Below are 13,570 nucleotides of genomic sequence, written 5' to 3'. Positions count from 1 at the left end.
CTTTTTTTATATCACATCACCCGTTTAAACATCTTCTCCATTTCATAAGTGGAGTGATGAATGATGATCGGCCGGCCGTGTGGACAGGTGAATGGGTCCTTCGTTTGTCGAAGTTCATCTAATAAGGCTTTGATTTCATCATGACGCAAATGACGATTTGCTTTGATTGAGCCTTTACAGCTCATCATAATCGCCGCTTCTTCTCTCAGTTTCTTGATATCAACACGTTTTTCATTAAGCACTTGCTCTATAATCTCTTCGATCAGTTCAGCCTCTTCACCTTTTGGAAACCACTGCGGATGCGACCGAACGATGTAGCTACCTGAACCAAAGGGCTCTAAGAAGACCCCCACTTTCGCTAGAATATCCTTATGCTCTTCAATGATCAGCATATCGTTTTTAGAGTAGTGAAATGTTAAGGGGACGAGCATTTCTTGCACTTCCTGCTTGATCTCTCCCACCTTCTCACGATAATACTCATACTTGATTCGCTCTTGAGCCGCATGCTGGTCGATGATATAAAGACCTCGTTCATTTTGAGCCAAAATATATGTGCCGTGCATTTGTCCAATTGGATACATCACAGGGACGCGCTCATTTTCAGGAATTGTTTCTGTCACTTCTTCGTGCAGTACCGTCTCTTCATATTCAAGTGAAGCGGCGGATTCCTCTAAATGAACACGCTCAGATGAGGCTTCTTCATAACATACTGGTGATGATGCTTCTGTCTTCTCTTGTTTAGGCATTCCGTATGCATCGGTATGACTTGTCTCGTATACGATCGATTCGAGCGGCTCCGGCTGATAAGTTAGCGGTGTTTCCGCTGGGCTTGATTTCCTTTGTTTCGCATCGAAGGTTAAGGATTGCTGCTCATTTTTCACAGCTGGCATTGGTGCTTTTTTTGGTGCTGAAGCACTTGGAATGAGCTGCTGCTTTTGAAATACTTCCTTAATTCCTTGTTTAATCAGCTCATGAAGTTCCTGTTCTTTACTTAGCCGCACTTCTAGCTTCGATGGATGAACGTTCACGTCCACTAGAATGGGATCCATCTTCATCTCAATAAATGTAATTGGATGGCGGCCAATCGGAAGCAGCGTGTGATACCCTTCATGGATGGCTTTCACGAGCGGAAAATGTTTGACATATCGGCCGTTTACAACAGAAGACATATAATTCCGTGATGCCCTCGTCACTTCTGGTAAGGAAATATATCCTTTCACTTCAAAATCAAGTGATTGTACGTGAAGCGGCAGCATTTTTTTAGCCACAGCTGTCCCGTAAATGGCTGCAAGTACATGACGTACATCTCCGTTTCCATTCGTCTGTAGCAGGATTTTCCCTTGATGACGCAAACGGATCGAAACTTCGGGATGAGCTAACGCAATTCGATTGACCACATCCGATATGTTGCCAAGTTCCGTATGAACGGTTTTCATGTATTTTAGGCGGGCTGGCGTATTGTAAAATAAATTGGTGACCACAATCTCGGTGCCGCGGCGGCCAGAGGTTTTTTTCTCTGAAATAATCTTCCCGCCTTGCAAAGCTAAGTGTGTCCCAGCTCCTTCGCCAGTACTTGTTTTCATTTCTAGATGAGAGACGGACGCAATACTTGGCAGCGCCTCTCCTCTGAATCCGAGCGTTCTAACACGGAACAGATCATTTTCGTCTTTGATTTTACTCGTTGCATGACGCTGGAAGGCGAGCTTACAATCTTCAGCATCGATTCCAACACCATTATCAATAATCCTGATAGAAGAAAGACCTGCTTCTTCTACATCGATTTCAATGACTGTACTTTTTGCATCGATCGCATTTTCCACAAGCTCCTTTACAACAGAAGCCGGACGCTCAACCACTTCACCTGCAGCAATTTTATTGGATAGGTCATCGGATAACTGAATAATCTTTGCCATTTCTGCTCACCTCACCTTACATTATAATTTCTTTTGCAATTCATATAGCTTTGTCATGGCGTCAAGCGGCGTCATATCCATTAGGTTGAATGACTTTAATTCGTCGATGACCGCTTGATCCTTCTGTTTTAGGGCAGCTTTGGGCTGCGGTTTTTCTTCTAATTCAAAGAAAGATAGCTGCTGTTTTTCTTCAGCCTTTTCTGCTTTTGGTGCTGCAGATACGGTTGGGGTCACGTCATGTGATCCGCTCTCAAGCTCCGTTAAAATAGTCTGGGCTCTATTAATGATGGCATCAGGCAATTCCGCAAGCTGCGCTACATGAATACCATAGCTTTTATCAGCTGCACCTTCTTTGATTTGATGTAAGAAAACGACCGTGCCTTCATGCTCTTCAGCTCGCACATGAACATTTTTCAGCTCGCTTAATTGAGATTCAAGGACAGTAAGCTCATGGTAATGTGTAGAGAATAGGGTTTTGGCCCCAATATGATCATGAACAAATTCAATGATCGCCTGCGCAAGAGCCATTCCATCATAAGTACTTGTCCCGCGTCCAATTTCATCAAATAAAATCAAGCTGTTTTTCGTAGCATGCACCATCGCATTTTTCGCTTCGAGCATCTCTACCATAAAAGTACTTTGACCAGAAATCAAATCATCTGCTGCACCAATACGTGTAAAGATTTGATCGAAGATTGGAAGCGTCGCCTTTGACGCAGGCACGAAGCAGCCAATCTGCGCAAGAATCGAGATGAGCGCCATTTGTCTCATATACGTACTTTTCCCTGACATATTCGGTCCAGTGATGAGTAAGGTTTGTCTGCCTTTTCCCATCTGGCAGTCATTCGGTACATATTCCTGGTGATCCAGCACTTTTTCAACGACAGGGTGACGGCCATCTTTGACATCCACGTCATCCTCTGAGAATTCCGGCCGGATATAACGGCGCTTTTCACTGACAGTCGCAAAGCATTGAAGCGCATCAAGCTCGCTCATTTGTTTTGCAAGCAGCTGTAATCTAGGAATATAGCCTTTTACTTGCTCCCTAAGAACTGTAAATAGTTCATATTCCAATTCGTTAATATTTGATTCTGCTTCAAGAATCAGTGCTTCTTTTTCTTTTAATTCAGGTGTGATATACCGCTCTGCATTGGCAAGCGTTTGTTTTCTTTCGTAACGCCCCTCCTCCAGCAGATGTGTATTTGCGCGTGTCACTTCGATATAATAACCAAACACTTTATTAAACCCGACTTTTAAGGAGCGAATACCGGTATATTCTCTTTCCTGCTGTTCAAGCCGTGCAATCCAGTCCTTTCCGTTTCGGCTGGCATCACGGTATTCATCTAATTTTGCATTGTACCCATCTTTAATCAAATTGCCTTCTTTTATCGTCATCGGCGGATTTTCATGAAGTGCATCTTCTAATAACTCAAGCAAGTCACCACAAGGATCAATCTCATTCGCTCTTGATTTTGCCATTTCCTCTGGTAATGAATGAATGAGTTGTTTAATATCCGGTACTTGTTTTAAGGATTCTTTGAGCTGGATGAGATCACGTGCATTCACGTTGCCAAATGCCACGCGGCCTGCTAAACGCTCAAGATCATATACTTGCTTTAATCGTTCGCGCAGATCCTCTCGCTCAAAGAAATGATCCATCAGGATTTGCACCATTTCCTGACGCTCGTTAATTTGCGAAAGGCGAATGAGCGGCCGGTCGATCCATTGCTTGAGCAGTCTGCCGCCCATCGCTGTTTTTGTTTCATCTAACAGCCATAATAAAGAGCCTTTTTTGCTTTTTGAACGAATCGTTTCTGTTAATTCAAGGTTTCGTTTTGAGTAAAGATCGATTTTCATCGTTTGTTCAAGCTCAAATACTTGAACTTTCTGAAGATGGTCCAAGCTTCTTTTTTGCGTTCTTCTTAAATAGGCATATAGTGTTAAAAATGCTGTTTTTAACTTTTCATCAAGATGGGAAATGAGCTGTTCAGCTTCATCTAATAATTCATCACTATCTTCGTATGAAATGGTCGCTTGGCAGCGTTCTTTAAGGGTTTTGATTGTTTCCTCATCCAGCTGCTTTGACACCACAATTTCTTTTGCACCAACAGAATAAATTTCTGATACGACTTCATCTAATCGATCGATGAAAGCCGCCATGTTTTCACCTGTTGATAAATCAGACAGCGCAAGACCGTACCCATTTTGAAAGCTGGTAACAGACGCAATAAAGTTGTTCTCGTTTTCACTTAAACCTTTACCATCCATGACGGTTCCTGGTGTAATCAGTTGAACGACTTCCCTTTTGACTACACCTTTTGCCGTTTTAGGGTCTTCCACCTGCTCACAAATGGCGACCTTGTAGCCTTTTGAAATCAACTGTTCTATGTATGCAGACGCAGAATGATAAGGAACGCCGCACATTGGAATTGTGCCGCCGTCTCTGCTTGTTAACGTAATTTCTAGTTCTTGCGCGGCTTCCTTTGCATCATCAAAAAACATTTCATAAAAATCGCCTAGGCGAAAAAATAAAAAGGCATCTTGATAATCTGCCTTGATCTTTAAATATTGCTGTATCATGGGCGTATAACTTGCCATATTTCTAATCCCTCACTATATTACTTTCGAATTCATACCATCTTCAATTATAGCATAAAAAATCACCTTTTTTCTCCTAGATCAGGCACAAAAAAACTAGGGGGATATGCGCCCTAGTCATTCATTACTCTTCTGGCTCACCTGCTAGGAATTCTGGATGAATATCCTCTAACTCCTCATCCACTTCTTCTTCCCACTCGTGATCATCTTTTTCTTTCCAGCTTGAATTGACCTCTACGACAATTTTTGTTTCACCGACTACCTCAGCAATGAATTCACGCTCTGCCTGAACGATAATTTTATTGCCATTTGGAGAAATGGTCACTTCTAAGCAATTGGGCTGCTGCAATACTTTCGCAATTACTTCGTGCTCATCATCAAGGAAATTCTTATCTTTATATCTCAGTTTAATGATGTCTACATACTTCACACGCTCTGTGACGACTTCTGTTTTCGTGTTGTCGGCGTAAGAGTACCATACGTTAATATCAAATGTTCCTTCGATCTCAACGGTTTTACCGACCTTTTCAGCATCATACTTATGATTAATGATCCAACCACCTAGGATGCTGGTTGGTTTTTGCGATGGAGAAATGGTGTGTGTGCTTTGGGTGAATTTCCTCCCTTTTGCAACCACCGCTTTTGTAATAATTTCTCTGTATTCAGACATTCCGGCATGCCTCCTTGTTCTTGATCGTTTTATCTTATGCTGGGCATTCGTCTAGTGTGTCACGATTTTGAACTTCATGTTCAATTAAATTCATTTCTGTTTCAGTGTATGCATGGTCGCCCATAAACTTGCCTTGAAAATTGGAAAAGTTGGAGAGTGAGAGGTTTGGAGGCGATGAAGCATGAAAAAGAATGGGTAGTGCTTTTCAAAAAATGTTAATAGGAAAGCAAAAAACCCCGCATCTGCGGGGTTTTCTCATTTAATGGAGCAACTTGGTGATGAGTTTTTCACTTTTGAACCGGTTTCTCCTAATAAGAGGTCACCGCCGGTTGAAAGAATGATTTCATCTGTTACTTGATTCGAAATCGTGTGCGCTACAAGCTGAAGCAGGGAATTGACTTCCATTTGTGATTCTTTGAATTCTTGAATCACTGGGATGTCATCCAGTTCTTCTTGCAGGGCATCGATTTTTTCTTCGACTTGCTTTAAGGCTTCATGTTTGCCGTAATGCTTTAAGTTCACAGCTTGTTTTTGAAGCGCCTTAATTTGATTAATAATCGTTGAAATTTTTGTATTTTCATTGATTTGCGCTTCTGCTTTTTTGAAGAAATCAACTTCTTCCGTTTCAGAAATCATTTTAGCGAGCTCTCTTGCGCGCTCGACAATCTCTTTCTTTGAATAAAGTGTCATTTTAATTCACCTCGATAGCTTCTCCAACCATTTCTCCGTCAAGAGACCAAGTTTTGGCTTGTGTGATTTTCACTTTGACGATGTTGCCAATCGCTTCTTTTGGTGCTTTAAAATTCACAAGCTTGCTTTTACTTGTATATCCGGCTAGGATCTCAGGGTTGTTTTTACTTTCACCCTCTACTAATACTTCGACAATCTGCCCTTCATATTCCTTCATTTTTTTCGCAGAAATTTCATTCACAAGTGCATTTAGGCGCTGCAGACGTTCTTTTTTCACACGCATTGGCACGTTGTCTTTCATTTTCGCTGCAGGCGTTCCTTCTCTTGGAGAATAAATGAATGTATAAGCAGCATCAAACTCAACCTCGCGATAGAGGGAAAGCGTTTCTTCAAACTGCTCATCTGTTTCATTTGGGAACCCAACAATAATGTCCGTTGTTAATGAAGCATTCGGCATAGCTTCTTTGATTTTGCGCACAAGATCAAGGTAACGCTCACGGTCATATTTTCTCGCCATAAGCTTCAGCACAGAAGAACTTCCGGATTGAACTGGCAGGTGAATATGATCGAGAAGGTTTCCTCCCTTGGCTAAGACTTCAATTAAGTGATCATCAAAATCACGCGGGTGGCTTGTTGTAAAACGGATACGCGGAATATCAATTTTTCGCAGCTCATCCATCAGGTGGCCAAGACCATATTCCATATCTTCAAAATCTTTTCCATATGCATTCACGTTTTGACCAAGAAGGGTAATTTCCTTATATCCTTCTGCCGCTAAACGTCTGACCTCTTGAATAATTTCATCTGGGCGGCGGCTTCTTTCCTTGCCGCGCGTGTAAGGCACGATACAGTATGTACAGAATTTATCACAGCCGTACATAATGTTCACCCAGCCCTTGATTTTACCTTGACGGGCTCTTGGAAGGTTCTCAATCACGTCGCCTTCTTTTGACCAAACCTCAATGACCATTTCTTTTGAAAGGTAGCATTCAGATAACAGCTCTGGCAGGCGGTGAATGTTGTGCGTGCCGAAAATCAAGTCAACAAATGGGTGTTTCTTCAAAATACGGCTCACGACAGATTCTTCTTGTGACATACATCCGCAGACACCTAAAATTAAATCTGGCTTTTCACGTTTTAATGCTTTTAAATGTCCAAGCTCTCCAAACACTTTATTTTCTGCATTCTCACGAATAGCACAAGTGTTTAATAAGATGACATTTGCATCTTCCGTTGAGTTTGTTGGTTCATAGCCAAGCGCCATAAAAATACCAGCCATCACTTCTGTGTCATGCTCATTCATTTGACAGCCATATGTGCGAATATAAAACTTGCGGCCGTTTCCTAACCCTTGAAACTGCTCGTCAATTTGAAATTGATTGTATTCAACTTCTTCTTTACCCCGTTTTTTTGCATCTTTTAAGGAAGGCGGAATGTACACAGCTTCAAAATATTTGCTGTAGTCCTTCTCGGATTTTTTGTCCGATGAACTTACTTGTCCGCTCGCTTTTCTCTGCTCTTCATTCATGAATTTGTACTCCTTTCAAACCAAGTTCCACCCTACAGTATAGACTATTTTGTGATGAATTGAAAATAAATCATATACGGTTCTTCTATGAAAATTGCCAATTAGTCATAGCCATTTTTCACAAAAGAAAAAGAGAGCCTGCGCTCTCTCAATCAAGTATGTTTAGTTTTTTTGCTTCTTCTTCAATGATTGTCAGTGCCCGGTCTAGTTCTTCTTTTGTGTGCTCGGCTGTGATGATGGCTCTAATTCTTGCCTTGCCTTTTGCTACAGTTGGGAAGGCGATGCCTTGGGCAAACACGCCTCGTTCTATTAAAGCCTTTGAGAAACGAAAAGTAAGTGCTTCGTCTCCAATCATGATTGGGATAATCGGTGTCTCTGTTGGAGCGACTTGAAATCCAAGGCTGATGACTTTTTCTTTAAAATAAGCGGCGTTCTCCCAAAGTGTATCGATTCGCTTCGGTTCATCTAACAGCACTTCAATCGCTTCTTCACACGCTCTAGTCACAGCTGGCGGATGAGAGGTGCTGAATAAAAACGGTCTTGCTTTATGTTTTAGATAATCAATTAAAACCGCTGAACCAGCCACGTAGCCGCCGAGCACTCCGACAGCCTTGCTAAGTGTCCCGACCTGAATGTGCACTCTGCCGTCGAGTTTAAAATGGTTGACCGTCCCGCGGCCATTCTCGCCAAGCACGCCCGAGGCATGCGCATCGTCTACCATCACAAATGCATCATATGCTTCTGCGAGCCTGACGATCTCAGGAAGTGGCGCGATATCTCCATCCATCGAGAACACACCGTCTGTAACGATGAGGCGGACACGGTAATTCATTGATTTCTTCAAAATCTTCTCCAGCTCTTCCATATTAGAATGACTGTATACTTTCTTATCTGCTTTGGTTAATCGGATTCCATCAATAATGGAGGCATGATTTAGTTCATCTGAAATGACAATATCATCTTTTGTCAGGATACTGGATAAGACCCCTTGGTTGGTCGTAAAGCCTGATTGGAACACAAGAGCAGCTTCTGTCTTTTTAAATGAAGCAAGCTTTTTTTCAAGGCGTTCATGCATTGTCATTGTGCCGGCGATGGTTCGTACGGATCCTGTACCCGCACCGAATTCATCAATCGCCTCTTTTGCTGCTTTCATCAGCCTTGGGTGCGAGGTGAGGCCTAAGTAGTTATTTGAGGAGAGTTGTATGACAGATTGTTCATTTAATGTAACAGTGGATGATTGTTTTGAGTCGATCTCTTTCAAAGTTTGGTGGGTGCCTTGCTGCTTCATTGTGTCCAATTCATCTTGTAAATACGTGAATTCTTTCATCATTTCTTCCCCCTTTGATATGATGGCATCATCAGTACGACTTTTCCGCACGTACCGCTTTGCATAAGTTCAAATCCCTTTTCGAACTCTTCAAATGGCAGTGTATGAGTAACAACTGGCTTTACATCAATGGTATTCGTTCTTAACAGCTCAGATACTTGACGCCACGTCTCAAACATTTTTCTCCCCGTGATCCCTTGCACGGTTAATCCCCTAAAAACAATTTGATTCGTAATATCAATTGTCACTGGTCGTTCTGGCAAGCTTAGTATATTGACTTTTCCTCCATTTGCACAAGCTTCGAGTGCTTGATTAATGGCAGCTGGATGACCTGACATCTCACACATCACGTCTGCCCCTTCCATCCGCGTGAGCTGCTTAATCATCGCGACTGGATCATCTTTTCCAATATCTACAATATGATCTGCACCCATTTTTCGGGCAAGATCGAGCCTGTATTCATTTTTATCAACAGCGAACACTTGAACAGCCCCGGAGGCTTTTGCGACAGCAATTGCCATTAAACCGATTGGTCCGCAGCCAAAAATCGCCACTGACTTACCTGAAACAGGTGTGTGCAGTACAGTATGAACAGCATTTCCTAGCGGCTCTTGTATAGAGGCAAGCTCAACCGGCATTTGGGCTGGATTGTGCCACACATTTTGTTCAGGTACTTTGACATATTCAGCAAAACAGCCATCGATGTCTACCCCTAAAATTTTCGTTTCACTGCACAAATGCTGCTGCCCTGTTAAGCACATATAACATTGATTACATACAACATGCGTCTCAGCCGATACAAAGTCCCCTACCTTTGCTCGTGAGACCTGCTTCCCCACTTTAACAACTTCCCCTGTAAATTCATGTCCAAAAATGTAGGGCGCTTTGACTCTTCCCTTTGCCCAGTCATCCCAATTATAAATATGCACGTCTGTTCCGCATATCGAAGTGGCTTTCACTTGGATCAAAACTTCATGATTTTTGATTTCTGGAATCGGCATCTCCATCAACGCCGCTCCGTAAGCGCTTTCTTTTTTAACAATTGCTTTCATCGTTCCACACATGACGTACAACCCCTTTGTTAAAAAACTTCTCCCAATCAGATTTTAACACGACTTATTTTAGTCGTAAATACCACTGTCCACCAGATAAATACAAATGAACACCCCACATATTTTTTTGGATATTTTTCTAAAAAAAAGCAAATCTCCTTTCGATCGGAGATTTGCTTTCATCGTCAGCGTTTCTTTGAAACGGCAACATATAGGGCTGGCACAATGAATAATGTCAGAATTGTTGAGAAAAACACACCTGATACAATGCAGATTGCCAGCGGCTTAAAGAGTGGATCATGACTTAATGCAACAGGCATTAGTGCAACAAGTGCCGTAAATGCTGTTAAGAGAATCGGCTTAATCCTTGCTCTTCCTGCTTCAATGACAGCTGTCTGTTGATCAAACCCTTGCTTGCGCCGCTGCTCAATAAATTCGAAGAGGACGACCGCATTTCGGACGACAATACCAGCCAATGAGACAATTCCCATTGTTGCCATAAAGCTGAATGGTGTTTGTGTAACAAATAGTCCGATAATGGCTCCTGATACGGCTAAGTAAACCGTTCCTAGAACTAACAGCGGAAGCATCAATGAATTGAACTGGAATGCGATGGTCACATAAATGAGCAGCAAGACAACTGCAAATAAGAGACTAATTTCAATAAAGAACTGGGTCTGATTTTCATTTTCTCCACCTTGTGAAATGGTCAAATCCTTCGCTGCAGCGCTTTTTCCTACTTGATTGACGACTTCTTTCATATCGTCTTTAAACGAATCTGATGCACCGGGATACGCCTTCAGCGTAATGGTCGGCACTCCATTTTCATGTGGAATGCTTTCATACTGCTCTGTTTCTTTTTCTTTTACATATCGGCTAAGCGGCTCAAGTTGAGGCATACCGCCTTCATTTGTCTTCACAGGCACATTCATTTTTTTTAGCTTTAAACCATTTTGATGTGTGCCTATATCCTGTTTCACCACTAAATCGATATCATTTGTTCCTTGTTGAAAGGTACCTAATGGAATTCCTTCTGTCACAAGACCAAGCTGTCTGCTGACAAACTGAGCACTGAGCCCATCCTCTGCCATCCGCTCACGGTTTAATTCAAAGGAGATCGTTTTCACCGGCTGATTGACATCGTCCGTAATCAAACTTGCCCCTTTGTCTTTCATTTCATTTGTCAGCGTTTCTTTGACATCAATGAGCTTTGAAAAAGATTCACCCGCAACCGTTACTGTCACTGGCGCTCCAGCTGGCGGCCCTTGAACAATGGTTTTCATAAAGATTTCTGCCTCATTGAAATTCTCTCGCAAAGGCTCAGTCATACGATCTATCAATGCCTTACTAGTTATCTGATCATTGTCTACTCTCACGACAACCTGACCTGTATGGTCACTTGCATTTGAAATACTTTCATTAAACAGGTTCGGCACACCGCCGCCTGCAAAAATCGCCGTTTCTTCAATGCCTTTTTGCCGTTTGATCTCTTGTTCTATTTTCTTTAGTGTTTCATTTGTTTTGTCTAGTGTTGTTTCACTTGGAAGTGTGACAGTGACGACCACTTCTTTCTTATTCGCCGCAGGGAAAAATTCAAATGGTGTGACGAAAATAAGTAAAAAAGCAAGCGTTGCAACGAGCAAACCACTTAGTCCAATAACGAGCGGCCGCTTCACAATGTTTGTCAGCACACGGTCTGCATAGAAATCAGCCAGCCTTTTTAATGGTTTCCCTAGGAATCCCGGCTCTTTTTGACTGTTTTTGTTCTTTCTTTTCCGGTTGTTCACAGTATATTGATAGACCGGTACAAGTGTCAGAGAAATCACCATGGATGCAAGCACAGTCGTAACTAGAACAGACGGTAATGCCCGAATAAATGAACCGTTTGCACCTGATAGGAAAACAAGCGGCAGGAAGGCAAATACAACAGCTAGTGTTGATGTCAAAATGGATCCTGCGACTTCTTTCACTCCTGCAATTGTTCCTTTAAGCGGACTTTCGTATTTTTTCATTTGTCTTAAAATATTATCATTGACGACAATGGCATCATCGACAAGTATCCCTAAGGCAATAATAAAGCCGATGATCGAAATTTGATTGAGGTCCACTTGTAAAAATGGCAGTGGAATCGTTCCAATTGTAATCGATAGCGGAATGGCTAGTGAAACGATAAACGCCCCGCCAATCGTGAGTCCAAGTGTGGTAACAATTATGACAGCAATGACCGCAACAATGGCTTCTTTTATTAAATCATTGAAAATGGTATCCACTTCACTTTTTTGTGAATAGTAGTCTACCCACTCCACCCCATTTGGCAGCTGCTTTTCTTTCTCAATGACATCACTGACTTTGTCATACATTTTAGGAATATCAAGTCCTGGTTTAATATTCACAGTAAATGAATAAGCGGGCTTTCCGTTATACGACACAATATCACTTTTCTGTTTTTCTACTTCTTTTAAACTGCCAAGCTGACTAATTGTGACCGGCTCTCTTTTCGTTTTAGAAAAAAGCTCAATCTTTTTAACCTGATCTAAGCGGTCATATGTATCGATGGACAGCTTCACCTTCTCTTTGCCTGCCCGAATATCGCCTAGTGGAGATGTGTCAAATTCCTGATTGATGGCATTTGTGACATCAGTTACATTGAGCCCTTCACCCTCCAGCTTGTTTGAATCTAAGTTTAATATCGCTTGTTTGTCATTGAAGCCTTTGATAACGACACTGTCTACCCCTTTGATGTCCTCCACTTTTTCCTTCAATGCACGCAGCGATTTCTGACTCTTTGCTAAGTCCGATGATTCACTCGACACAATCATATAAGAACCAACCGGCACGCTGCCAAATTCATCCTTTACTTCCGGCTCCATCACCCCATCAGGAAAAGACGACGCAGCACTTGTGGTTTCATTCTTAATTTGACTTGCCGCCTTTTGAAAGTCGGCTTGGTCCTCAATTTCAATCACAATATTTGAGAAACCAATGGCTGAAACCGAGCTCGTTTTCTCTACACCGTTGATATCAGATAGGGCTGATTCCAGTTTATTGGTGACATCTCTTTCCACCTGTTTTGCATCTGCACCAGGAAAAACGGTAGAAATCGTGACGAGATTCGCCTCGAATTCTGGCAGTTCTCGTTTAGGAAGCTGCGCGAATAAATAGCCGCCAGCAATGAGAACGATAAAAAATAAAATAAAAACTAGCTTTCCTCTTTTCAAAAAAGCTTCGAACATTATTTCACCTACTTAAATATTTATTTTTGATGAAGTAAATTCAACTTAATCTTAATTTATCATCATGGTGAAAAAATGCAAGCTCTAATATGTCATTTTTATCTATTTCACGAACTGAATATGTTATATAAGAAATGTATAGCGGTAAACAAAAACAACCTGCTTACATGATGTAAGCAGGTTGAAAATAATAAAATTAGAATTATCGTGGCTCAACAATCAATTTGATGGCTGTTCTTTCTTCTCCATCGATCAGAATGTCAGTAAAGGCTGGAATGCATATCAAATCCACTCCGCTTGGCGCGACAAATCCCCTTGCAATGGCGACAGCCTTAACCGCCTGATTCAGTGCTCCAGCGCCGATTGCTTGTATTTCCGCTGCACCGCGTTCACGTAAAACGCCGGCTAATGCTCCTGCTACTGAATTCGGATTTGACTTTGCTGAAACTTTTAAAATTTCCATTTCTGCTCCCCCTTAAATTTACAATGGATAAGTGAGTGTTCATTAGAACAATCTTTGTTAGATGATGCTATTTTTTTGAAAATCCATCCCCAAAAT

9 protein-coding genes are annotated in these 13,570 nt (G+C 41.9%); all 9 read right to left on the bottom strand.

Annotated elements, in window-relative coordinates:
• Nucleotides 1-11: 11 nt before the first annotated feature.
• The 9 genes from mutL to spoVS all read right to left on the bottom strand — a co-directional run bounded on the left by mutL (nt 12) and on the right by spoVS (nt 13,474).
• Complete coding sequence (gene mutL, locus MHB69_RS08345) at nt 12-1,913, bottom strand: DNA mismatch repair endonuclease MutL (RefSeq protein WP_342496161.1); 1,902 nt, start codon at nt 1,911-1,913, stop codon at nt 12-14.
• 21 nt (nt 1,914-1,934) lie between these two features.
• On the bottom strand, nt 1,935-4,511 hold the full coding sequence (gene mutS / locus MHB69_RS08340) for a DNA mismatch repair protein MutS (protein WP_342496160.1): 2,577 nt from the start codon (nt 4,509-4,511) through the stop codon (nt 1,935-1,937).
• 124 nt (nt 4,512-4,635) lie between these two features.
• Entirely contained in the window at nt 4,636-5,181 is a 546-nt protein-coding gene (cotE, locus tag MHB69_RS08335) for an outer spore coat protein CotE (RefSeq protein ID WP_034281908.1), read from the bottom strand.
• A 255-nt stretch (nt 5,182-5,436) separates the two neighbouring features.
• The gene (locus MHB69_RS08330) at nt 5,437-5,871 is read right to left on the bottom strand and encodes a RicAFT regulatory complex protein RicA family protein (protein ID WP_008358013.1); all 435 of its coding nucleotides are present in this window, start codon (nt 5,869-5,871) and stop codon (nt 5,437-5,439) included.
• 1 nt (nt 5,872) lies between these two features.
• Complete coding sequence (miaB, locus tag MHB69_RS08325; RefSeq protein WP_034281907.1) at nt 5,873-7,399, bottom strand: tRNA (N6-isopentenyl adenosine(37)-C2)-methylthiotransferase MiaB; 1,527 nt, start codon at nt 7,397-7,399, stop codon at nt 5,873-5,875.
• A 148-nt stretch (nt 7,400-7,547) separates the two neighbouring features.
• Nucleotides 7,548-8,726 carry a glycine C-acetyltransferase gene (locus MHB69_RS08320; protein WP_034281904.1) on the bottom strand — a complete coding sequence of 393 codons (1,179 nt, stop codon included), beginning with the start codon at nt 8,724-8,726 and terminating at the stop codon, nt 7,548-7,550.
• On the bottom strand, nt 8,726-9,790 hold the full coding sequence (gene tdh, locus MHB69_RS08315) for an L-threonine 3-dehydrogenase (protein WP_101677174.1): 1,065 nt from the start codon (nt 9,788-9,790) through the stop codon (nt 8,726-8,728). Before tdh ends, MHB69_RS08320 begins: the two co-directional genes overlap by 1 nt.
• Nucleotides 9,791-9,963: 173 nt before the next feature.
• Nucleotides 9,964-13,011, bottom strand: coding sequence for an efflux RND transporter permease subunit (locus MHB69_RS08310; RefSeq protein ID WP_342496159.1), 3,048 nt, complete (start codon nt 13,009-13,011; stop codon nt 9,964-9,966).
• Between the two features lie 202 nt (nt 13,012-13,213).
• Complete coding sequence (spoVS, locus tag MHB69_RS08305; protein ID WP_003211281.1) at nt 13,214-13,474, bottom strand: stage V sporulation protein SpoVS; 261 nt, start codon at nt 13,472-13,474, stop codon at nt 13,214-13,216.
• Nucleotides 13,475-13,570: the final 96 nt, after the last annotated feature.

It is taken from the genome of Bacillus sp. FSL K6-0994 (genome assembly GCF_038630815.1).
GTDB classification, from domain to species: domain Bacteria; phylum Bacillota; class Bacilli; order Bacillales; family Bacillaceae; genus Bacillus; species Bacillus safensis.
Note: the sequence above shows the minus strand (reverse complement) of the source record. Positions and strands in the feature narration are given on the sequence as shown.